This is a genomic window from Paenibacillus sp. JT31N7 (assembly GCF_059692095.1).
Map to the genome: position 1 here is coordinate 983,159 of NZ_JCAUAT010000001.1, position 18,936 is coordinate 1,002,094.

The 18,936-nt window shown below is 45.5% G+C and carries 31 protein-coding genes; 1 reads left to right on the forward strand and 30 read right to left on the reverse strand.

Annotation, left to right across the window (positions count from 1 at the left end; genetic code table 11):
* Positions 1–6 precede the first annotated feature (6 nt).
* The 24 genes from AC58P5_RS04205 to AC58P5_RS04320 all read right to left on the reverse strand — a co-directional run bounded on the left by AC58P5_RS04205 (position 7) and on the right by AC58P5_RS04320 (position 15,501).
* Positions 7–1,419 carry a hypothetical protein gene (locus tag AC58P5_RS04205; RefSeq protein WP_497384771.1) on the reverse strand — a complete coding sequence of 471 codons (1,413 nt, stop codon included), beginning with the start codon at positions 1,417–1,419 and terminating at the stop codon, positions 7–9.
* 12 nt (positions 1,420–1,431) lie between these two features.
* Positions 1,432–2,874: a glycosyl hydrolase family 28-related protein gene (locus AC58P5_RS04210; protein WP_497384772.1), complete on the reverse strand. Its 1,443-nt coding sequence runs from the start codon at positions 2,872–2,874 to the stop codon at positions 1,432–1,434.
* A 1-nt stretch (position 2,875) separates the two neighbouring features.
* A complete protein-coding gene (locus AC58P5_RS04215) occupies positions 2,876–3,445 on the reverse strand; it encodes a phage adaptor protein (RefSeq protein ID WP_497384773.1) in 570 nt (189 codons plus the stop codon).
* Between the two features lie 4 nt (positions 3,446–3,449).
* Positions 3,450–3,737, reverse strand: coding sequence for a hypothetical protein (locus AC58P5_RS04220; protein ID WP_497384774.1), 288 nt, complete (start codon positions 3,735–3,737; stop codon positions 3,450–3,452).
* A complete protein-coding gene (locus tag AC58P5_RS04225; RefSeq protein ID WP_497384776.1) occupies positions 3,737–3,949 on the reverse strand; it encodes a hypothetical protein in 213 nt (70 codons plus the stop codon). Before AC58P5_RS04225 ends, AC58P5_RS04220 begins: the two co-directional genes overlap by 1 nt.
* Positions 3,950–4,007: 58 nt before the next feature.
* Positions 4,008–4,298, reverse strand: a complete 291-nt coding sequence (locus tag AC58P5_RS04230; RefSeq protein WP_497384777.1) for a hypothetical protein — start codon at positions 4,296–4,298, stop codon at positions 4,008–4,010.
* A gap of 52 nt (positions 4,299–4,350) precedes the next feature.
* Positions 4,351–5,364 carry a phage major capsid protein gene (locus AC58P5_RS04235; RefSeq protein ID WP_497384778.1) on the reverse strand — a complete coding sequence of 338 codons (1,014 nt, stop codon included), beginning with the start codon at positions 5,362–5,364 and terminating at the stop codon, positions 4,351–4,353.
* Positions 5,365–5,376: 12 nt separating this feature from the next.
* A complete protein-coding gene (locus tag AC58P5_RS04240; protein ID WP_497384780.1) occupies positions 5,377–5,778 on the reverse strand; it encodes a hypothetical protein in 402 nt (133 codons plus the stop codon).
* A gap of 12 nt (positions 5,779–5,790) precedes the next feature.
* On the reverse strand, positions 5,791–6,627 hold the full coding sequence (locus AC58P5_RS04245) for a hypothetical protein (protein ID WP_497384782.1): 837 nt from the start codon (positions 6,625–6,627) through the stop codon (positions 5,791–5,793).
* 54 nt (positions 6,628–6,681) lie between these two features.
* A complete protein-coding gene (locus tag AC58P5_RS04250) occupies positions 6,682–6,816 on the reverse strand; it encodes a hypothetical protein (protein WP_497384783.1) in 135 nt (44 codons plus the stop codon).
* 193 nt (positions 6,817–7,009) lie between these two features.
* Positions 7,010–7,246 carry a hypothetical protein gene (locus AC58P5_RS04255; RefSeq protein WP_497384784.1) on the reverse strand — a complete coding sequence of 79 codons (237 nt, stop codon included), beginning with the start codon at positions 7,244–7,246 and terminating at the stop codon, positions 7,010–7,012.
* Positions 7,243–9,243 carry a hypothetical protein gene (locus AC58P5_RS04260; RefSeq protein WP_497384785.1) on the reverse strand — a complete coding sequence of 667 codons (2,001 nt, stop codon included), beginning with the start codon at positions 9,241–9,243 and terminating at the stop codon, positions 7,243–7,245. The genes AC58P5_RS04255 and AC58P5_RS04260 overlap by 4 nt, the downstream gene beginning before the upstream one ends.
* Positions 9,244–9,251: 8 nt before the next feature.
* Positions 9,252–9,536 (reverse strand): hypothetical protein, encoded by a 285-nt coding sequence (locus tag AC58P5_RS04265; RefSeq protein ID WP_497384786.1) that lies wholly within the window; start codon positions 9,534–9,536, stop codon positions 9,252–9,254.
* Between the two features lie 4 nt (positions 9,537–9,540).
* Positions 9,541–9,714, reverse strand: a complete 174-nt coding sequence (locus tag AC58P5_RS04270; RefSeq protein WP_497384787.1) for a hypothetical protein — start codon at positions 9,712–9,714, stop codon at positions 9,541–9,543.
* Positions 9,711–11,222, reverse strand: coding sequence for a PBSX family phage terminase large subunit (locus AC58P5_RS04275; RefSeq protein ID WP_497384788.1), 1,512 nt, complete (start codon positions 11,220–11,222; stop codon positions 9,711–9,713). Before AC58P5_RS04275 ends, AC58P5_RS04270 begins: the two co-directional genes overlap by 4 nt.
* Positions 11,209–11,601, reverse strand: a complete 393-nt coding sequence (locus AC58P5_RS04280) for a terminase small subunit (RefSeq protein WP_497384789.1) — start codon at positions 11,599–11,601, stop codon at positions 11,209–11,211. The genes AC58P5_RS04275 and AC58P5_RS04280 overlap by 14 nt, the downstream gene beginning before the upstream one ends.
* Before the next feature lie 34 nt (positions 11,602–11,635).
* On the reverse strand, positions 11,636–12,163 hold the full coding sequence (locus AC58P5_RS04285) for a 3'-5' exoribonuclease domain-containing protein (protein WP_497384790.1): 528 nt from the start codon (positions 12,161–12,163) through the stop codon (positions 11,636–11,638).
* Between the two features lie 312 nt (positions 12,164–12,475).
* The gene (locus tag AC58P5_RS04290) at positions 12,476–12,790 is read right to left on the reverse strand and encodes a hypothetical protein (RefSeq protein WP_497384791.1); all 315 of its coding nucleotides are present in this window, start codon (positions 12,788–12,790) and stop codon (positions 12,476–12,478) included.
* A 38-nt stretch (positions 12,791–12,828) separates the two neighbouring features.
* A complete protein-coding gene (locus AC58P5_RS04295) occupies positions 12,829–13,269 on the reverse strand; it encodes a sigma factor-like helix-turn-helix DNA-binding protein (RefSeq protein WP_497384793.1) in 441 nt (146 codons plus the stop codon).
* Positions 13,266–13,538, reverse strand: a complete 273-nt coding sequence (locus tag AC58P5_RS04300; RefSeq protein WP_497384795.1) for a hypothetical protein — start codon at positions 13,536–13,538, stop codon at positions 13,266–13,268. Before AC58P5_RS04300 ends, AC58P5_RS04295 begins: the two co-directional genes overlap by 4 nt.
* 100 nt (positions 13,539–13,638) lie before the next feature.
* Complete coding sequence (locus AC58P5_RS04305; protein WP_497384796.1) at positions 13,639–13,821, reverse strand: hypothetical protein; 183 nt, start codon at positions 13,819–13,821, stop codon at positions 13,639–13,641.
* Complete coding sequence (locus tag AC58P5_RS04310; protein WP_497384798.1) at positions 13,818–14,864, reverse strand: hypothetical protein; 1,047 nt, start codon at positions 14,862–14,864, stop codon at positions 13,818–13,820. Before AC58P5_RS04310 ends, AC58P5_RS04305 begins: the two co-directional genes overlap by 4 nt.
* A gap of 120 nt (positions 14,865–14,984) precedes the next feature.
* Complete coding sequence (locus AC58P5_RS04315; RefSeq protein ID WP_497384799.1) at positions 14,985–15,158, reverse strand: hypothetical protein; 174 nt, start codon at positions 15,156–15,158, stop codon at positions 14,985–14,987.
* Between the two features lie 4 nt (positions 15,159–15,162).
* A complete protein-coding gene (locus AC58P5_RS04320; RefSeq protein ID WP_497384800.1) occupies positions 15,163–15,501 on the reverse strand; it encodes a DUF1064 domain-containing protein in 339 nt (112 codons plus the stop codon).
* Positions 15,502–15,733: 232 nt separating this feature from the next.
* On the opposite strand from AC58P5_RS04320, the gene AC58P5_RS04325 reads away from it, so the two are divergent.
* Entirely contained in the window at positions 15,734–16,177 is a 444-nt protein-coding gene (locus tag AC58P5_RS04325) for a hypothetical protein (protein WP_497384802.1), read from the forward strand.
* A 35-nt stretch (positions 16,178–16,212) separates the two neighbouring features.
* On the opposite strand, the gene AC58P5_RS04330 is transcribed toward AC58P5_RS04325, so the two are convergent.
* From AC58P5_RS04330 to AC58P5_RS04355, 6 genes are all read right to left on the reverse strand, one after another.
* A complete protein-coding gene (locus tag AC58P5_RS04330) occupies positions 16,213–16,428 on the reverse strand; it encodes a hypothetical protein (RefSeq protein WP_497384804.1) in 216 nt (71 codons plus the stop codon).
* Between the two features lie 239 nt (positions 16,429–16,667).
* Positions 16,668–16,838 (reverse strand): hypothetical protein, encoded by a 171-nt coding sequence (locus AC58P5_RS04335; protein WP_497384805.1) that lies wholly within the window; start codon positions 16,836–16,838, stop codon positions 16,668–16,670.
* A 59-nt stretch (positions 16,839–16,897) separates the two neighbouring features.
* Positions 16,898–17,287 carry a hypothetical protein gene (locus AC58P5_RS04340; protein ID WP_497384806.1) on the reverse strand — a complete coding sequence of 130 codons (390 nt, stop codon included), beginning with the start codon at positions 17,285–17,287 and terminating at the stop codon, positions 16,898–16,900.
* A 406-nt stretch (positions 17,288–17,693) separates the two neighbouring features.
* Positions 17,694–17,927 carry a hypothetical protein gene (locus AC58P5_RS04345; RefSeq protein WP_497384807.1) on the reverse strand — a complete coding sequence of 78 codons (234 nt, stop codon included), beginning with the start codon at positions 17,925–17,927 and terminating at the stop codon, positions 17,694–17,696.
* The gene (locus AC58P5_RS04350; protein ID WP_497384808.1) at positions 17,914–18,111 is read right to left on the reverse strand and encodes a hypothetical protein; all 198 of its coding nucleotides are present in this window, start codon (positions 18,109–18,111) and stop codon (positions 17,914–17,916) included. The genes AC58P5_RS04345 and AC58P5_RS04350 overlap by 14 nt, the downstream gene beginning before the upstream one ends.
* A gap of 614 nt (positions 18,112–18,725) precedes the next feature.
* On the reverse strand, positions 18,726–18,929 hold the full coding sequence (locus tag AC58P5_RS04355) for a hypothetical protein (protein ID WP_497384809.1): 204 nt from the start codon (positions 18,927–18,929) through the stop codon (positions 18,726–18,728).
* Positions 18,930–18,936: the final 7 nt, after the last annotated feature.

Here is an 18,936-nt window from a genome sequence, read left to right on the forward strand (position 1 = left end):
TCACTCCTATCTCAAAGGCAAATAATCTTCTTCCCGCGCAATTTCGTGCAGCGTCATCGGTCCCGAACCTTCGATCTTGATCCGGATAAACCTCGCATTCGCCGCGATATTTGAGGCAATGCAGAGTGGTGTGCTACTGATCAAACCGGTTGTCGGGATGGAGCGGACAAGCACCCACTGGGAATCGGTGTCCGGTGAGTTGGTAAGGTAAATATTCATCGTATTTCCGGGCCGTAAATTGGCTGCAATCCAAATTTTGAGTCCCCGGATGACCTGAGACATGGACTGTGCGGTAAACGGCTTAGAAACCCACCTCCAGCTAATTGAACCACCATTATCCGTTCCACCGCCTATTTCCAGCACGCGGCCATAGTTGTCGCCGATGTACCACTTGCCAGCCATGCGAGTAAAGCAGGATGGAGAGATGTCATTCCAGACGTACCACGTACCAAATTCCGGGGTAAATTCGATGATCGTGTCTGGTGTGCTGCCGTTCATTGGGATCGCAAAATAGACCCGTTTACCGTCTGTACCGGCACAACATGTCTGAATCGCTGATTTATTCATGTTGTCGATATACCACTGCATGGGGAATGAATATCCCTTGTCCGGTCTCGCGCCGCCCCCATAGCGGTATAAGCCGCGCTCACTTATAAAGTACAGCACACCGTCCAAGAGGGCACTACTTTCGTTATTAATCATGCCAATATCCGGTGCCGCCTCAATCATTCTATAATCTGATGAGCTCGTCCCATAAAGCTCAAATGCTGCGGTTGGGAAGAATACAGTAATGTGTCCGGCCCCTGCTTTCATTCCTGTTATTTTTCGCCCTGTATTGATCTCTTTGATAAACGATCCTGGGTCGCTGTCATCTTGATTTATTTGCGTCCAGTTCGTCGCCACACTCAATTCCGAGTAATATACCTGCGTTCCATCTTTTACACAGTATAACCGGTTGTCATGCTCATCAATAAAGTTGGCTCCCGCAGGCGCCCCAGACAAGTCCGATACAGATGATCCATTATATTTCTTTACAGCGTCCACTCCATTGGCTCCGATAAGGTTGAAATCACCAAAGTTTCCTTTAAAGTTACAAAAGCTCCATTTGGCTGTCGTATTCAGTCCGGACGCCAGCGTGCTCCACGATCCACCATTCCACTTTCTCCATGTCCCATCGTTAAATACAACATGTAGCTCTGTATCTTTCCAGACGCCCATACCAAGTACCTTAGAACCAGCAGAAGTGCCAAGTACTGAATACCCAGAACGGACCGACATGGCCGGGTACGCTGCAGAGGTAAGATTCTTTGTTTCCATTGCAAGCTGAGGTTGCAAAGATAGAGCATCCAACCGACTCTCGCCTTTAAACTCACGTTGTATGATAGCTGGCTTATTTCGTACTGGAGGTAATGGTATCATGTTTCATCACCTTTAATAATTATTTGCGACATGTTTGTTTGTTCCGGTGCCTGAATCACTTATTCCGCCTATCCCATTACCACTAACAAGATTATCTGCAATGATATAACGATCACTCGGACCTCCAGTGACGATTACTCCCCATCCTTGTTTTCCATAATTACCACTGTTGTAGAATGTACAGGACTGGACAATGAAGTCGGTAGCCCCTCCGTTAATCCAGAGCCCGTGCTGAGTGTTTTCAGCAGCTGTAGAGTTTCCTTCGAAAGTACATCCTAAAAATTTGACCCTTTTGCTGGTCGTTTCGAGAATACAACCATTTTTAGCATTATTTACGAAGGAACATTGGCTAAATACAAAATCTGTAACATTACTTACCCTACACCCTGAGCCCGGTCTATTACTAAACCAACATTGATTAAGCATAAAATTGTTAACACTTTCGAATAATGCAGCATCGGCGCACGAGTCAAAATATACTTGTTCGAATCGGCAAAATGAAGGGGCGCTGCTCCCTACTTTTTCTGTTTGGAGTGGGTAGTTGCACAGAACAACTTCAAGGTTAGAGAAAACAGTAGCGTCGCATTTTCCCACCATTTTTATACCAGCAGAGTTAGGAGACGGCGTTCCATTCCCAGCCACTTCGCCGTTTATGAAACAATCACGAATAAAATTATCGTTATTATTCCCGCTAAAATAGAATCCATATTGTTTAAAATGCCACATGTCAATATTTCGGTATTTGTTTGCTTGTGAATTTCGCGTTTCGACTCCATTGAAAGTATGTTCAATCAATATATTCTCGATCCACCCATTACTGCAGTTTGCATGAATAGCTGATCCACCGGTTGGGCTGCCTAAATGTTTAATTGTTAAGTCTCTAATCCCCCATCCACTACAGTCACTTACGTAGATGCCGTGGTTATTTGATGCCCCGCCTAAAGTAATCTTGGTAGCATTACGACCAGAACCAACTAAAAACAAGGATTTATTAAGCATATTAATCGTACCTGTATTGATGTAATAATCTCCTGGAGGAAAGAATATCGTGCCACCTACAGATACAGAATCAATAGCGGCTTGAATTGCGTTTAAATCATTAACAGATCCATCACCACGCGCGCCGAAGTCTTTTACGTTAATTACTAAATTCGGAATGTCTCCAAATTGTTGTATCTTTCCAGCGAAACCACCTACAAATGTAGCATTGTCTCCAATAAAGGATACTTTGTCTGCATTGGTTAACACGGTCACATAGTATTGCCCATGAGGGAAAAAAATTGCTTTCCGGCCTTCGGCTATCGCTCGGTTAATAAGCGCCTGGAGCTTCGCTGTTACGTCTGGTCCGGGAAATATGCCAAAAACGGCGACATTATACATAACTGCATCCCAAACACGTTTGTTGATGTGTGAATTAAAGCCTTCTTGAATCTGTTCTGCTACGCTCTGCCCCATCTCACCACCCCGTTTCGTTCGTTATTGTTATGACTTCCGGATCTTGGAACTCTGTCATGATTTCACGTTCCATATCGTTGTATTGCGATATGTATACGTTAGATACGTCATAGTCTCGAAGTTCTTCTGCTGCTTGTTTACAGAGATAATAGACAAAAATCATGTGGTAATCCTCATGCAATGAGGGAATGTCGCTTGTCTTAGTTATATCTTCCGGTGTCCCGTAGTAATAAACTGTCATCGTTCCGTCGGTTGTTGGTGCCGGATGCAGGATCGTGTACCCACTAAGGTTGGTGTAATACCTACTTGCATAGGAAGATGAAGCCACCAGCTGCTTGGGTCGATACTCTCTTCCATCCACTACAACGGTGATGAATTTTTCGACGTCGATGCCGGTTGGATAATCGGATTGTCCTGCCAAAACCTCGAACGATTCAGCTGCTGGTATCTTAAACTTTCGGTGCAACCGCTTATTAAGATCGTTAATATCGTATAGCTTCTCTGACTCCAATCGGGCATTGGGATATTTTAAATCCGCCTTGGCAATTATTTGAGCTGCCGTCAGTCCCATAACGTCATACTCCTTCAGTAACGAGCAATACTTTGTTGCCGGACGAACTGATTGCATTGATCGCGCCTTGATAGACGTTGCCTTGTGTGGACGTCATTTCAAAGCTACCGCCATTAGGGTTAAGCCTGACACCCGTGTTTAGTGCAGCTGGACCTCCGAAATTGAGGTAGATCACTTCATCGCTGTCATTGATTAACAATAGGTACCTGCGCACGGAACTGATGGTATTAACGGCCGTGTTCGAGCTTCCTACGGTAATTGCGGTATGTTTGGATACGGAATAACTGGACATTAGACAGCACCTCTTCTTTTGCGCTTGATTACTTCCGGACGCTTCGTTTCCTCAGATTTATGTGGACGAGATTCCTCTCGATTCTGTTCTTCGTTATGTTTGTTCGTTGCTTCCAGGTGGTTCAAAATTCGGTTTTGAATCTGTAAAATCTCCCACAGCATTACACGCTCTGGAGTGGTCAAACTTCCTTTTAATTGATCTAATGAGTACATAAACTCTCCCCCTTATTGAAAATAAAAAAGGAGAGCAATTATGCCCTCCTATGACTGATTACGCATCCGGTGTTACACGCTCAACTTGTGTTCCTGCACCATTCACTTGTACGATTGCCGTCTTTCCGGACGCCACAGAGACGGCTGTGCCTCCGGCTACTTTGATACTTGCCACCAGGGCGCCGTCGTTGTTCTTCACAATGTACGCCTTGCCCGGCGTCTTCGGCACGATAACAACGTTCGTCGCGTGCCCGGTAGCCACTTCAATACGCCCAAGTTTTGCTTGATCTGAAGATAACGTCACGTCTCCACCGGCAAGCGTCACGCCGCCGAGAGTCTCAGTCCGCAACGTAATATTTCCGTCGATGTCTAAACCCGTGTAGCCCATCGTTTCACCTCTCTTAGGTCAGAATTGTACCAAGGCCTGGATCTACTTTTACAATTGGTCTCCAGTTGTTTGGAGCTGCTCCGAAACGAGCGCGTCCAGCCCAAACGTTGTTATCCGTGTTGTTATCAACGTAAGATTTCACAGTAAGTGGCAAGCGCTCCAACCAAACTAAACCGGAATAATTCTGATTAAAAGTGCTGTCCATCACATACCAACTATCTGTTCCACCCGTGATACCCGTAGTATTGTTGAGATAAGGGCTGATGATGATATTCCAACGGTCATACTGGTAAGAGAATGAGTTATTTCCTGTGTTGGGAATGCCGTCTGCACCTACAGCATCAAATACAAGCTTCTTAATACGGGCTTTATTCGGAATAATGATCGTATCAGGCATCATGTTAAGTAGATTGCCATCATCATCACGGAAGTTTTGCATAGCTTCTTCGACGAGAGCCAGGGCATCGTAGGAAAACGGAAGACCGAAATAGTTGGATTGAGTTCCATAGTTTCCTGTTGCAGATGGATGATCAATCGCAAATAACGGTTTTTTATCAGCAGCAGTAATATCGAAGATTTTACCATTCGTTCCGAATGCCATAGTCGCTGAGGAACCGTTATTCAGGATACCTGCAGCAAACTTTTCACGACCACGGTTATAAGCAAGTGTGAATTGTCCGGCGCGTTGTTGCATTTTACCGATTTTACCGTCCTCAACCATCTGTTGAGTGATTTCAAAAGAGTTTTTCCACTCTTCAGGTTCGATTGATTTGCTGAATCCTTCTTGGAAGGTGCTTCTTGGATATGCAGCACCTTCTCCAACTGCCTCAAAGTCTCCAAGCGATGTTTCGTAGCTGTATTTTTCGGCGTAATTACTTGTTTCGTCTTCATAAAATACATTTGAGATAATCGAATGTTGTTCAAATGCCTCGATCTGTTGCTCAACATATAGCTTTAGAGGCTCTTGCGATTTTCCAAACACTGAATCATTGACACCACTTGCTTTTGAAATTACTACACCTGCCATATATTTAGCCTCCTATCGACGGAAATACCCGCGTACTTTTGAATTTGGTGTTGCTCCATCTGTTGCGCTAATTAAAAAGACACCACTCGTTGTAGTCGGGGTGACTCGAAGAGCATCCGTATGAAGTGTTACTTTCGATCCCGCCAAGGTTTGAGCGACTGGTGCAGTAGAGGGGACCTCAAATTCCCGCATTTCATCCACTCGAATCACCGGAATCGCCTTGGTGCTTGTCGCCTCGGCAGCCTGCGTACGCATTGCGATAAACTCAGGAGTGACCGTTGCACCCGCTTTAGTCAGACGCCCGTTTGTCTGCACTAGAGCCTCACCAATTACAACGCCCTCATTGTCAGTCATAAGCAAATATTCAAACGGATCACTTGCTCCGTCTAATGATTTAACAGGAATGAATCCCATAGTTCTGCCTCCTTAATTCCTACTTTTCTTATAGTGATTAATAAAATCGGACTCTTTCATCTTTCCGGTCTTAAGATCTTTCGCAAACATCCTGCGGTAATTCGCCATCACGTCATCAGGCACACTCAGCGCATCAATATCGCCACCAGAACCACCAGAAGGCTTGATGTGCTGCTTACTGTTGATGTTGTTCCTAGTGGCCTGTTGTGCGGCTTTGGTGCGCTTTTCAAGGATGGTATCTCGGTTCGTCGTTTCGAACGCATCGAGCAGGGAATAACCACTCGCAATCTTCCTTGCGATCACTTCACCGTTTGGCAGGTTAAGAATGTCCTGCTCATTGTTGAAAGAAAACTTATACTCCGGATATGCTTTGTTGAACTCTGAAACCTCTGCATCAATAGCTGCACGCATGTTGGCTTGCTTGGCTCTCAGCACCTCTGGATGGCTGTCCAATTCTTCCTTGACAGCTTTCTTGACCACATCGTAATCAAGACCTTGTTCGCTGTATTCCTGCCGTCTTTTTTCTTCGGCCAATGCCTTCTGATAGTCATCCCAGGTATGTAATCCGTGTGATTCTCCGAATTGCTGAGAGACCCAGGCGTCACTTTCTTTCAATCTGCGCTCGGCATCTTCTTTTGCACGCCTTAGTTCAGCAAAAGCGCGGTCTTTCTCGAAGTCTCGTTCGGGTACCGGTTCAGTATCATCACCATCTTGCTCTGGCTCCTCTGTTTCCATTTCCGCGTCGAAGTCCTCAACTTCTGTATCTACATAATCAGCGCCATCCGCTGTTTCGATCGATGGTTCAGCGACCTCCATCGTTTCTGCGCTTGTTTCAAATTCTGGTGGCATAAGTCCTCCTTAGAGGGGATTTTTGCGCTGTCCCCAAGCGAGATATAGAGGTTGTTACTTGCTTCCTTTGGTGCGCAGGTCGCCCCCTTTGCGTACGGTCGGCTTCTTGCCTGTTGCGGATGCTTGTGGTGCTTTTACATATGCGCTCGATGCGTTAGATACCTTGTAGCCGCTCTTACTGTTGCTCATGTGTCTCACCACCTTTCAGGTAAACTGATCAAAGGAAAAGGGCACCCACGCGGCGGTGGAATGCCCTGTCATTCTTTCTTTTCAGTTTTTTCAGCCTTGGGTTTCTTCTTACGCGGCTTTTTGTCGCTCTCCTTGAAGATATAAGCCATGTTGTCGTTAAGCGAGTCATCACCATTACGAAGAGGCATTGTAATCACCTCTCTTTAGGAATAAATTCATCATTTCTGGCCAGATCAGATAGGCTCTCTTTTGCCATCTCTAGTGTCCCTAGTGCGCCACGATACGTGTAAGTATCATATACAAAAGTGCATGTACCGTCTTTCATCTGGAACATGCAGATGAATTCGTCGATCTCATGGAAGTTCTGCTCGATCCAGTTTATAACGCCTGTTTTGGATTCCGGGTATATCCTTTTCACGTTTCCACTCATGCCGCACCTCCCATAGCTTGCTGCATGATCGCCTGTTGTTCTTCTGGCGGCAGTGATTGTAATTGTTCCAACTGCTCCGGACTCAGACTAGCAAGCAACTGCTCAGGTGATTGTGGTGCAGGCGGAGCACCTTGCATCATCCCCTGCTGCATCATTGCCTCTTGTTGCATCTGCTCCTCGATCTGCGACTTGATCTGCTTAGCCATTGGGAAGTTAAGCGACTCGAGGATCGTCCAGTACTGCAGCTTATCAATCGCACCCATACCAAGCATTTCTTTGATCTGGTTATACATAAAGATCGGGTCTTTCGGCAGTCCGGATCCTACGTCAGCAGAGAATAGGAAGTCAGTATTGTAGTAAAGCTCCCCATTGTCGTCGCGCATGAGGAACTTGTACTTGTCGAAATCCTTATAAGCATCGTTGCCGTCAATATCCTTAGCGAGATACGGTCTTGGCTCGTCATAGAAGGCCAACTTGAAGTAAAACATCAGTTCAAACAACTCTCTGAAGGATGCGTTTTTGTTGTACTGCTTTGACTGTAGCCGGCCGCTGGCTTGTTGAACCTGTATCTGCTTGGCTATACCGCTCTTTGCACTGTTGTCTTCTTTGCCCTGGAAGGAGTTAGTTATGCCTAGCATTGACTGGGCATTTTCGTAAAGCATTTTTGCGTATGCTATTTCTTGACCTATATCTGCCTGCAAATCTTCGGACCCAATAGCTCCCAGTTGGGGTATAGTTCCTTTAATTATCTGATACGTCACATTTGTGATATTTACGTTCAGTTCCTCAGGCACCTTGATAATAGATCCGGATTGCAGAACCTTTTCTTCCATCTTCGTGACAACTTTTTTGATAGCATCCTGTTGATCACGGATCACATCAATATCACTTTGTCCACCAAAATCAAAGTTACGCGGCACATTACGCCTTATTGCAGCAGGGTAAACTGGGGGAATAAAATAAGGCACCTCAGTGCCCGCAGGAACCGTTGTGCCATCTCCAATTACTTTATCCTCGTATAAAACTTCCTTGTCCTCAACATGCGTTTTAAAGCGCTTAGAACCACACTCCATTTCGATACCATCTACATCGATCGTGTTCTCACATACATCCTCATACGATATCTGTCCACACTCTTGGCAACGTCTCACACGCCGGTAGAAGTACTTTGGCAGGTCCTCTAATACGGTATCGTTGATCCAAACAAACTTACCAATGTCGCCGTCCTCGTCCTTGTACCAGCACACGATTTCGGTTAGTGTGCCATCACCATTGAGAGACGACCTGTTATTACTCACTGATGTAGTACCCGCAAGACTCGTATTCTCCGTGTATTGCTCTTGCTCCCGATCCATGTCCTTTCCATATCGGCGCTCGACGTAATCGGCTGTGACAGTGGAGAGAACAAAGAAGTAATCCATCTTCTGCAGCCGGTACACCCTTGGTTGAGGGATAAGCTGCTTCGGATGCCGGGAGTAGAGTTCCAAGTCACCGCGATACCTCTGGTGTTTGATGTCTGGATTCCAGGAAAGTTCCATGATCGAGTACCCCTGCACCGGTGTAATGCGCTCGTTGGCGTCGTTAATGTCTTCGATGTCAATCCGTTTGAGAGTGTTGGTCACGCTGTCCTCAATCATGCGCGCCTGTTCTGCAAACTCTTGCCGCATACTTTTAACACTCGGCTGCGGGATCTGAGTATTTACCTGCGTCTCAATAAACTCAAATATAATATTATTCACAGTATTCGCATGCTTTGTGGGCAAGTCTTTACTGTTGATGTTCTTGTCCACCATCCGGTTACCGAGGTACAGATATTCGCGTTCGTCCATCAGGTCCACGTTATGCGATGCTTTCGCTGTATCGAACTTCTTCTTCCACTTCTGAAGCCGTTCGCTATTCTTTGCCTCGTCTGCATCTTTGTCGATTGAATCGCTCACCTTATCGACGACATCCTTCACTTTACTCACCACTTTCTTAAATGGAGCCAGTAGGTCCATGTGATCACCTATTCCGTCTTTAATTTAATTTTGATTTGACCACTTGGATTAGCAACAGGTCCATATAATAGGCAAACGTTCGGGTGTTCTTGCACGATAATTTTCAGAGCATCGGCAGTTTTCTTTATGTTACTACGAGGACGCCCTCTCTTGTATCCGCAGCCTTCCGGTATAATATCACCATTAATGACTGTAATTCCGTCCTCCATCCAAGGATAGTCGGGTATTGGAATAGTCTTAACCAAAGGATTTAAATACCGATTCATCCACTTTTTCACGAGTCGCTTTTTCATACAGTCACATCCTCTCTGCTATCTCTTCTAACTTTTGTGCAATGACATTAGCTAGTGTATCCGATAGCGAAATTGTTCGCGTACCTTCAGGATTATCAGCAGTCGCACCGTCTCTTTCCGCCTCTCTTAGGCTTTTTGCCAATTTAACGAGATATTCTTTATCAGTCAGCGTAGTCATTCCCCTTTCGTTAGTCCCCACTTTTGTGCTAGGTACTTCTTCTGCTCCGCATTCGCCCGGTTCCAATCCTCTTGCAGATCGGCCGGCAGCTTGGAGACATCAAATTTAACCTGATTGTTGATCGTGTACGTCTGCTGATCCCTAATCTGGTAGGTAATCGCTAACCCCATAATCAGATCATCCTTACTGCCCTCCTGAGCCTCTGGACGGCCGTTTTGATTCTTGACAAAGGTAAGCATCTCCTCAAGCGTTGAGATGTCATTTATGAGCTCTGGCGACTCTTTAACAATGGTCACGAGGTTAGAGACGATAAGCGGACGCGTGATCTTGTTCGTTTGAAATCCAAATCGTTTCTCGAGCCGGTGCGTGTAGGAGTCTTGAGCTTCCCGGACATACATCTTCGGATAGTGCCATTCCTCCAACTTACGCGTTGGATAGGTCGAGAAGTTGACCTCCAGCCCGATCAGCGCCGTGTTGTAATATCGACCCAGGCAATATATCTGCCGCGTGTAATCGATCTCGTCAAACTGCTGATGGATCCGGGCCACTTGCTTACCGTTGGTGTTGTCGATGACATGTCCGCTGAAGTAATCGCTGCCCTCTCCGGCCGTATCTCCACCGAGTACGTATGGGTGTTTTTCTTTCACATTCTCGAACAGCACGATACTGCCGTCATCGTCATCTTTCCATTTGATCGTGTCGTTTTTCGGTTTGCCGTCCAAATCCAGCTCAAATGCAAAAAAGCCCCGTTTAACCGGCGGCCTTGTTCGTAGATATGAGATTCGCTCGGAAACTATCCGGGCGTTGAATATGGTCTTACCAAGGACACCCCATTCGCCCATTGCGTAAACCTGATAAAAGTATGGGTCCGTCTCTTTAAATGCCTCTAAGACACGAATAGCCTCGTTATCTAGGAACTTATTGTCCTTGTAAGTACTGTGGATCGTTGTGGCATTGGGCTTCGGTTTATCAAAAAACTCCTTTTTGAGCCAATGATTGATATCAATCGGGTTGAATGTAATCATCAGTTGCTTATAGTTGAGTGTCCGGCCCCGAAGACGAATATCCAACTGCCTAAAGTCTTCCGGCATCGTCTCGCTTGCTTCCTCGATCCAAATACTCGTAATGCCCGAGATGGATTTCAGCTTCTCGACATCATCCAGACCGGCGAAAAGGATCTCATTGCCGTTTATGCAGGTGATATGCAGTTCTGAACTGGTTCCTTTGGGTATCTTGAAGAGACTTTCCAATCCCCACCGATAAATGACGTTCTTTATCTCCATGAAAACCGACTCACGAAGAGTCTTGGCTACTTTACGTAGAACCAGGAACCGGTGCTTCTTTTCCGTCAGCATACGGACAATGACCTTTTGAGCCGTAAACACCGACTTACCCGAACCACCGCCACCCATCAGCACCAAGTATCTATCCTTGTTATTGTAGAGTGGATAGAACTTGTCATTGGTCAGGTTCGGAAGCTCGTTTAAATCGACATTAATCGTCGGCATCGTCACCAAACCCTTTCGGCAGACTCACTTTAATGACCATTTCCCCGGTGTGTTCCACCTTATCCTTGAACATGCCGTAGTGCTTGCCCACACTGTCCAATGCTCCTTTAGCAACTGTTGGATCTACATCAATATTATTCTCGATGATATGCTTGTACTTTTCCAATACCCATTGAACGCTCATACCAGAGTCTTTCTGCATTTTGTCCTGTCTTTGTCCGATTTCGGACATCACGTCAACATTTGTCAACAAACGGCTTGCAGCACGACGCGCTGCTTCTTCAGAACAATTGTATCCGGCACGAAGGTAAGCTGCTGTCGCGTTCATGTCCTTCATGTATTCGTTTATGAAATTCATCTGCTTGTCCGTCAATGCCATTGTCATCCCTCCTCATCATCGTTGTAGTATTCAACTACATTTGCATGAGTTTCTCGTAACACGCTTTAATCACTCTGGCATCATGTTGTGCATTGTGCTTCTCGCCTTCGATTCCAGCAAACTCTTCTCGGTTGATATCAGGGTTCACACCTTTGACTTTCATGAGTGTGCAGATATCGAAAGGGATGTAGTAGACGTTTTTCGGAATATTAAAGGCGTGTCCGAACATTTGATTAAACAATACCCAATCGTATGAGAGGCAGTCGGACCAAATTTCCACTTGTTCAAACTGTGATAGCCACTCTTCCATTCTGCTCGCAATTACATTGGAATTGTCCTTAATTATGGAGTCATTATCGGTTATGCGATAATATCGATCTCTTTCGGCGTGGACGATGAGATTATTAATGACGTTTGTTTGCAACCATTCGTCGATCTGACTTTTATCATAATCAGTAAATTCAGCGTAAAATGTCTTTCCATCTTCGCTTATCAACCCAATACTGATTAACGTTGTATTTTGGTGGAGTCCTGTAAACTCCGTATCAAAAAACACCTTCATTCTTCCACGTCCTCTTCGTCGTTATAGTAATCCTCCGTGTACCAAATCGCCTTTAGCCCATACATACAGACCAGCGCTATAAAACACAGTGGATCTAAAAAGTCATATGCGGGATTTGCGAGTAATTGATCCATCGTTGCCCACATATGACCACCTCATCATAATCGAAAAAGAGCGCTATCTACGTCCGGCTCCCGGAGTGGATGCGCCCTATCGTGGGTACGTTGGCATGCCTTTTAACTTTCCCATGGTATAAATATAGCAGGTTCTTCCGGTAATTTGGCGGTAAAAAAACGGTAAATTTCCGGTCATTTAATCTACTTTATAGCGACTTTTAAGCAACTGGACGATTTCATCCATCTTTTCTTGCGCCCATTCCTCCACTTGTGTCTTCACTTCATCGTACGTCTCTCCTTCGAACTCCTTCGCATCTAAGGTGAGGTCGTCCTGTTCTCCAAAACGCAGAAAAAGTTCGCTCTTCGCATGAGGTTTTACGAACTTTCCGCCAATCGGGGTATAGTCGTTCTCCGGCCAGTAACGCGTTGTGATGCTGACGATATTACCGTCGTAGTCCTTTTTCCCTTGGCTATCATCCGTCCATTCAGCGCATAACGCATACTTTTGCAAATTGAGTTCCCCTTTACCGATTAGTTAAATCCTTTATATCACACCACGATCACTTCATCCAGATTGATTATCTCCGGTGTATCCACGAATCTTAGGGCAACGGTCAGTTTGTTTAAGGCGCGCTTATGAATATTCCTCACCGTTTTTTCACACGGACCTCTCCGCTCTGCAATCAATGCCAACGTCAGCGTGTTACGCTCCATATACTTGAGCTCGATCACGTTACGCTCTTCATCATCGAGTACGTCACGTACTGCTCCATCAATCAATGTCACCGCCAGCTTATAGCGTTGATAGTCCATCAGACTGCTTAGAATCGTTCCTCTGCCCCCGAATCCCGCCGGAGGTCTGCTTCCATATCCTCCGCCTAATGGCATGCCTGTGGTGTCGTCTGATTGGTGAGAAGCTACTCCGTTAGAGATAGCATAGCGGTAGCTGCGGTAGTTCTTGAGCATCTCTGTTACTTTATTCTGGTTCATACCCATCCATCCTTTCTAGGAATCATAGATGAATTAACAATGTAAATTGTATTTGGTGGTAGAAAGTTGTTGTACTCTATCTTAAGCAATCCGTGTTTCGTTTTTACACTTGTTGCATTCTTCATTTCCCTAAACGATGTGATAAGTACAGCATCTTCAATGTTGTTGCCGTACTCTATAAAACCATCTATAGCTTCATGATCGAATTTCGGAAAAAATGAATCAACAAGATTCTCAAGATCTTCCCGAGTTAATTTATTTTTATTCATCCAATTCCTCCCTTGTAAAAGATAGCCTCGCTATGTTATATAACGAGGCTTTGTAGCCGGCCCCCGCTTACGCTGGGTTATTCGTTGGCCTTCGGCCGTTTTAAGTTACTCTGATCAGTTTAAACTCCAACCTGCCTTCGGGCTTCGATACGCTGACCAGTTTGCATCCCAGCATCATTTTCCACGCCATATACTGGATTCCACGGGATACATCCTCTACGCGGTCATATTGCTCATATTCGCACTCCACATGGATGTTTATGCCGTTGTCTGTGATCTTCACGCTATGTGCCCTTTTACAAGGCCGTATTCGTTGACGAGCTGCTGGAGCCTTTCTTCAAGCTCCGCTCTTGTGATCGGATCAGACGCTCCTTGTACTTCTCCACCTCGCTCTCCTTCAGCCACTTGAGTTGGTACGGTTGGTATTGGTAGCGCGGGGATTTGAAAGGTTACCTCCTTGTCTGGAGCGTCGGTATCACCCAATGTACGATTTTCATTAGCAAGTTTGGCCTCTTCACGAAATCGCTGCACCTCTTGTTGATCTTCGACGACGTTGTACTTTCCTTGCTCCAGGTAGCTGAATTCGATCTTTTCGTCAGTCTCTACCAACTTCGCCTTGAACCGGGATTGCTTCGTGTCCAGTGGCTGCACACCGTAAATCTTCGGACGTTCTGCTTTAATCTTCATGAGCGCTTCTTTGTACTGCCGTTTCTGCTCCTCCGTATCAATCACCTTGTACGCATTTTGGGCGCCTACAGCCATTTCCTTACGTAGATCGTCTACATGTCCGTTTAGCCGTTCAATCTCTTTCTTAGCCTCTTCTAGTGCCATAGAAGCGTTGTCACGTTTAGCCTGCATGTCAGCCAGTTCGAGTTTAGCGGAGTTGAGTTGTTCCAATGTTAGCTTGTGTTCGTTTTGCAGTGAGTCGAGTTGCCTCTGCAGCTGAAGCTCTCGCTCTTCACTTGCGCGAGCCTTATCCGCATGAGATTTTTGTATCTCGCCGATCTCTTCGCTGAAACGCGCAGCTTGGTCAGCATATTTACGTTGTACTTCGATACGAAGGATCTGATAGTGACTCTCTGACAAGCACATATCACGCATACTCATCCCCTCAGCATCGATCGTATCCAGTAGATAGGAAATTTCCTGAGCTGACGCTTCCACACGTTGCTCGTGTTCTGCCTTTTGGATCTGGTCCATCAGCTCGTTCTCTCGCAATTCAAGTGCGTAAATTTTCCCCGTATCCGCCAATGCCCCGCGCTGCCTCTCGCTTGCCAAGTCCGATTGTACCTTCTCCAGTTCCGCCTGCAGGTTTGCTTTATCCATGTCATGCCTCCGTTATCAATGTTTGATCATATATTCAAATGTATAGGTATATTATACCACAGAATTACGCCATTTTCACTACATAATGTATGTTTTTCTGCAATTTTCTTCGATTTACTACTATATATTGTGTTTGACTTTTCGTGGAGAGCATTTCACCTTAGGCTCCGGCTTTTCTCCCTCCAGCTCGACATATCCTGCCGGTTTTTTGGTGTCATAATAGACATCCTTACCGGTTTCCTCGTCTCTTCCGATGTACATTGTCACGTTTTCTTTCCTCCACTTGATCGCCATAGACTCACCCCACTTTGATTTCTTTTATTGTCAGTTTCGGATACCTGTGCTCAAACCACTTCCGTTTAATGCCGTATACCTCTGTCCGCTTGCCCTTTACGTCGATGATCTCTTCTGTCCCGTCTTTCCAGGTTACGCGGAAGTCGGCTACGTAGGTAATGGGACGATATTTCTTGCCGTGTTTTTTAAATCCCTCTAGCAATACAAATACCGGCTGTAGCTCGATTGATATTACATTCCCTTTATCATTTTCGCTCTTAAGGTACAGGTAGTAATGCGCCTCCGCCTTACTGTCAAACCTAATACCGTCTACCATCGTGGGTTTAGCTCTGTATTTGCTCATTTACCTTCCTCCTTTTGCTCAGACTGCTTTATATGAGCCGTCATGCTTTTCAATAAGCTATTGGCCCTCTCATTCCCTTGTGCCATTAGGTCAATGGCTGTGCTGACATGTTCGATGTGTATCGGTCTGCTCATATCTGTTTATTCCTCCTAAATTTTTCGAATTAGCTATTGACGCATGTACGACAGTAACATATATTTGAGTTAATGACGCACATACGCCAAAAAGGGTGATGATGTTGGAAAATACTATTGATAATCCGTCTCCGTTAGACAAGGTAACCACTGTTAAAGGTTACGCGCTTAAACACAATATGAGTGTTCGTACAGTTCAACGGATGTGTGAGTCCGGAAAGTTAAAATCCAAGTTCATACATGGTGTTTGGCTCATCGAAGATGATAAACCTGCGCCGGTTCCAATAGCCCCAATCGGTTACTACTACGACGATGCTGGGAACTTAAAAGTAAATCCAAATGAGGCGGTCGGTGTAAAGCTCATTTATGATTTAACGAACGAAGGTCTTCACAGTAACGAAGTAGAGGTGCTGCTCAAAGAATTTAACGTCCCCAAGAGAATCGATCCATCCCAGCCGACGCCCATTATCTCCGAAGATATCTTCAAAAGAGCAAAAGAGATTATCGAGAATCGCGTAGATGAAGAAGAACTAGAAGACTAACTTATATGGGGAGGGATTTCCTCCCCTAGTTGATGTCAATCTATGGTCAGTTCCCAATCAACAAGCCCTCTATATTGCCTTTTAGCAGAGACTTCAAAGATATGACCATCTACAGGCGATCCAAAAAGCGGACTATTCTGCAAAGTTCTTACAACTTGAAGTTTGAATTTTTCCCAGTCTGCATTAGAATTATCTTCTAAGATGTTTACCTCTGCTACAAAACCACTCTCTCTATAAATTCCTTTTTTCATATAACCCTCCCTTAGTTGATGTTTAGGATTCCCATGTATTTCTGTGTTAAGCCTGATCGATTCGCTCATAATCCTGACAGTCGGCCACCTCTTCAGACTCGATTCCCCATAGGTCTGTTTCCTTCTTCATGCAAGCCGTTTCGCCATAAGGCGATTCCATGCAGGGCATCATGAACCAGAAGTATTTACAGGTTTCACACTTCATCCCGTGTACACCGTCCTCCCATGTATTTCTGTGTTTAAATACCGTCTTGCTGGACTCGTTCACGGTCAAGGGTAACAATAGTCCCCGACTCTACTTCAACGCTGACTTCGTTGTACTCGGCGTCTGCTCCGACAACCCGTCCACTTACTCCTGCGAGCAATCCGTCGATAATGACGGCTCCCTTATTTATCAAGATTGGTTGCATATAAACCCTCCCTTAGTTGATGTGTGGCCTCCCATGTATTTCTGTGTTAAGCTTCAAAATTAAGGCTGCTCCGGGATAACAAGTGGAGTCCAGTGCGTGTGATAGCCGGGCCATTCAGAATCAAGAGGCGTGCCGCAATACGGCGGTTCTTCAATTGGGAATGCCCACCACAATACAGCTCCGTTATCTTCGTGCCATTCGTCAACCGTCCGCACCTGCGGTATTCCTTTAGCCAATCGGTCAAACGGTTGGCAAGTACCAGATAGAGCTTGTCGAGCGATATCGCGAATACCGTATGCCTGTATTGAGTCAGCTCGATTTTTGATTTCTTCCAACGCACCTCGCAGTAGAGCTGCTTCTCCTTTGATTCGTTCTACTTCCGCGAAAGAGTATCCGTGATCTAATTCCCTTAGACCAGCGGCATAACCGCGAGAATATTCATCACTCATTGTGATTCCTCCCATGTATTTCTGTGTTAGATTTGCTTTTTCATTCGCTCATGCCATACGATTTTGCCTATCAGATCCGCTCGGCAGTCACGACACAAAGAGATTGACGACGTTTGGTTTTCATCATTGCCGACACTAATTAGCAAGTTTCCTTCTTTATTCAAGCAAGAGTTGCACCATTTTTTTGTTTCTTCGCACTTTATCACCTTGTACACCGTCCTCCCATGTATTTCTGTGTTTAGACCTGCTCGTCGGCAGGCATATCGCCTTCGCCGTAACATTCAGGACATTCAGGCTCCGTTCCATCGTCTTCAAATAAGACACCATGCCCGTCACATCTAGCGCAATCTTTTACCAAGTAACCGTCCATTGATGTACACCGTCCTTTAGATGCCCTATAGGGGGATTAATCTGTGGTTCCTTTAGCCCAGCTTGCAAAGGACTTCAGCGATAAAATGTACACGCCGCCCTTGTTTGGTCCGGCTAGCTGCTCATATCTGATACCATCGGGTCTCATTAGTCTGCTAAATGGTTTATGCCAGCCGACACCAATATCCAACACCTTTCGCTCGCTATAGGACCGCGGCCCCGTTTTTCCGTTGTGGTAGGTCTTGCCGGGCATGATTTCATGTGGTGACATTGGCTTCCTCCACCTTATCTAGTAGATCAATCCGATAATACGCGCTTATAAACCACAGTAGCTTCGGGTTGTCTTTCGGTTCCCAATCTACTTGCGCCCGTATGCCACTCTTCGCGATGCCACGAACAAGCCCGCGAACCAAATATTTATCCTTCTTGTGCTTTACAATATCTCCCGGCTTCATCGTTTATCCCTCCGCACTTTCGAGATTTTCAAGACGACAAATATTCCTGAAAGCACATGTCATCCAGTCATATTGATGATTTGTCCAAGCTATATATGCGGAGAGCCCACTCTTAGATAGCCTCTCAATTTCTCCGGTGCCCCAATGTTTATGTTTTTTGTGTGTTACCTTGTCTCCGACTTTAAAGTTCATCTATATTCCCTCCATGTGGGTGTTTAGGCTCCTTTGTGCCTTGTGTTTTGAGTAATGGTACGTCTTAGTGGAAGCCCTAGATTGTCCGTCTCAGGCTTTAAATTACGGTAACGTTCCAACTCTTCAGCGGAGAGCTTATAAGACGTTACAGGGCCATTTACGGGCGTTAAAAGCGATGTCTTGGAGATAGGGTCGTTAGCAAATCGTCCAGGGTATCCCTTTTTCATGCCGTCTCCTCCTCTTTGCTGTTAAATCCGTTTTCAATAGCCCATTGATTGAGCGTAAATCTGGGGATTTTAAATTGCTTTACCAGTTGCGATCTTGGCGTCGTCTTGTACTTCTTTTCGAGCTCCCGGTGTATATCCGGACTAATAGTTCCTTCTCTCAGCTTAGCAGGTGCCCCTGTAACGTTCGCATTCGCCTCATAAACGATTTTTTTGTCGGTCGATGACCACAAATGTCTGACCATCATCATTCCGTCTTATAAGGCCTTTTGCGACGAGCGAAATGAGAGCACCGTGCATTGAGCCGACCAGAATAGAGCAATCATTCACTATTTGCGTCCGAGTTTTACCCTTCAGGATCTCTCCGTATACTTGCATTTGCAGCTTGCTTAGTTTGATCATGGGATTC

Bases quoted from the DNA above. Each gene is read 5' to 3' on its own strand.
- AC58P5_RS04335 (WP_497384805.1), bottom strand. From the start codon at position 16,838: ATGCAACCAATCTTGATAAATAAGGGAGCCGTCATTATCGACGGATTG.
- AC58P5_RS04300 (WP_497384795.1), bottom strand. From the start codon at position 13,538: ATGAATAAAAATAAATTAACTCGGGAAGATCTTGAGAATCTTGTTGAT.
- AC58P5_RS04235 (WP_497384778.1), bottom strand. From the start codon at position 5,364: ATGGCAGGTGTAGTAATTTCAAAAGCAAGTGGTGTCAATGATTCAGTG.
- AC58P5_RS04270 (WP_497384787.1), bottom strand. From the start codon at position 9,714: ATGACTACGCTGACTGATAAAGAATATCTCGTTAAATTGGCAAAAAGC.
- AC58P5_RS04350 (WP_497384808.1), bottom strand. From the start codon at position 18,111: ATGAAGCCGGGAGATATTGTAAAGCACAAGAAGGATAAATATTTGGTT.
- AC58P5_RS04260 (WP_497384785.1), bottom strand. From the start codon at position 9,243: ATGGACCTACTGGCTCCATTTAAGAAAGTGGTGAGTAAAGTGAAGGAT.
- AC58P5_RS04265 (WP_497384786.1), bottom strand. From the start codon at position 9,536: ATGAAAAAGCGACTCGTGAAAAAGTGGATGAATCGGTATTTAAATCCT.
- AC58P5_RS04220 (WP_497384774.1), bottom strand. From the start codon at position 3,737: ATGTCCAGTTATTCCGTATCCAAACATACCGCAATTACCGTAGGAAGC.
- AC58P5_RS04285 (WP_497384790.1), bottom strand. From the start codon at position 12,163: ATGAAGGTGTTTTTTGATACGGAGTTTACAGGACTCCACCAAAATACA.
- AC58P5_RS04320 (WP_497384800.1), bottom strand. From the start codon at position 15,501: ATGAGCAAATACAGAGCTAAACCCACGATGGTAGACGGTATTAGGTTT.
- AC58P5_RS04325 (WP_497384802.1), top strand. From the start codon at position 15,734: ATGATGTTGGAAAATACTATTGATAATCCGTCTCCGTTAGACAAGGTA.
- AC58P5_RS04345 (WP_497384807.1), bottom strand. From the start codon at position 17,927: ATGTCACCACATGAAATCATGCCCGGCAAGACCTACCACAACGGAAAA.
- AC58P5_RS04210 (WP_497384772.1), bottom strand. From the start codon at position 2,874: ATGGGGCAGAGCGTAGCAGAACAGATTCAAGAAGGCTTTAATTCACAC.
- AC58P5_RS04205 (WP_497384771.1), bottom strand. From the start codon at position 1,419: ATGATACCATTACCTCCAGTACGAAATAAGCCAGCTATCATACAACGT.
- AC58P5_RS04255 (WP_497384784.1), bottom strand. From the start codon at position 7,246: ATGAGTGGAAACGTGAAAAGGATATACCCGGAATCCAAAACAGGCGTT.
- AC58P5_RS04295 (WP_497384793.1), bottom strand. From the start codon at position 13,269: ATGAACCAGAATAAAGTAACAGAGATGCTCAAGAACTACCGCAGCTAC.
- AC58P5_RS04250 (WP_497384783.1), bottom strand. From the start codon at position 6,816: ATGAGCAACAGTAAGAGCGGCTACAAGGTATCTAACGCATCGAGCGCA.
- AC58P5_RS04225 (WP_497384776.1), bottom strand. From the start codon at position 3,949: ATGTACTCATTAGATCAATTAAAAGGAAGTTTGACCACTCCAGAGCGT.
- AC58P5_RS04215 (WP_497384773.1), bottom strand. From the start codon at position 3,445: ATGGGACTGACGGCAGCTCAAATAATTGCCAAGGCGGATTTAAAATAT.
- AC58P5_RS04330 (WP_497384804.1), bottom strand. From the start codon at position 16,428: ATGAAAAAAGGAATTTATAGAGAGAGTGGTTTTGTAGCAGAGGTAAAC.
- AC58P5_RS04240 (WP_497384780.1), bottom strand. From the start codon at position 5,778: ATGGGATTCATTCCTGTTAAATCATTAGACGGAGCAAGTGATCCGTTT.
- AC58P5_RS04275 (WP_497384788.1), bottom strand. From the start codon at position 11,222: ATGCCGACGATTAATGTCGATTTAAACGAGCTTCCGAACCTGACCAAT.
- AC58P5_RS04355 (WP_497384809.1), bottom strand. From the start codon at position 18,929: ATGATCAAACTAAGCAAGCTGCAAATGCAAGTATACGGAGAGATCCTG.
- AC58P5_RS04280 (WP_497384789.1), bottom strand. From the start codon at position 11,601: ATGGCATTGACGGACAAGCAGATGAATTTCATAAACGAATACATGAAG.
- AC58P5_RS04310 (WP_497384798.1), bottom strand. From the start codon at position 14,864: ATGGATAAAGCAAACCTGCAGGCGGAACTGGAGAAGGTACAATCGGAC.
- AC58P5_RS04245 (WP_497384782.1), bottom strand. From the start codon at position 6,627: ATGCCACCAGAATTTGAAACAAGCGCAGAAACGATGGAGGTCGCTGAA.
- AC58P5_RS04315 (WP_497384799.1), bottom strand. From the start codon at position 15,158: ATGGCGATCAAGTGGAGGAAAGAAAACGTGACAATGTACATCGGAAGA.
- AC58P5_RS04340 (WP_497384806.1), bottom strand. From the start codon at position 17,287: ATGAGTGATGAATATTCTCGCGGTTATGCCGCTGGTCTAAGGGAATTA.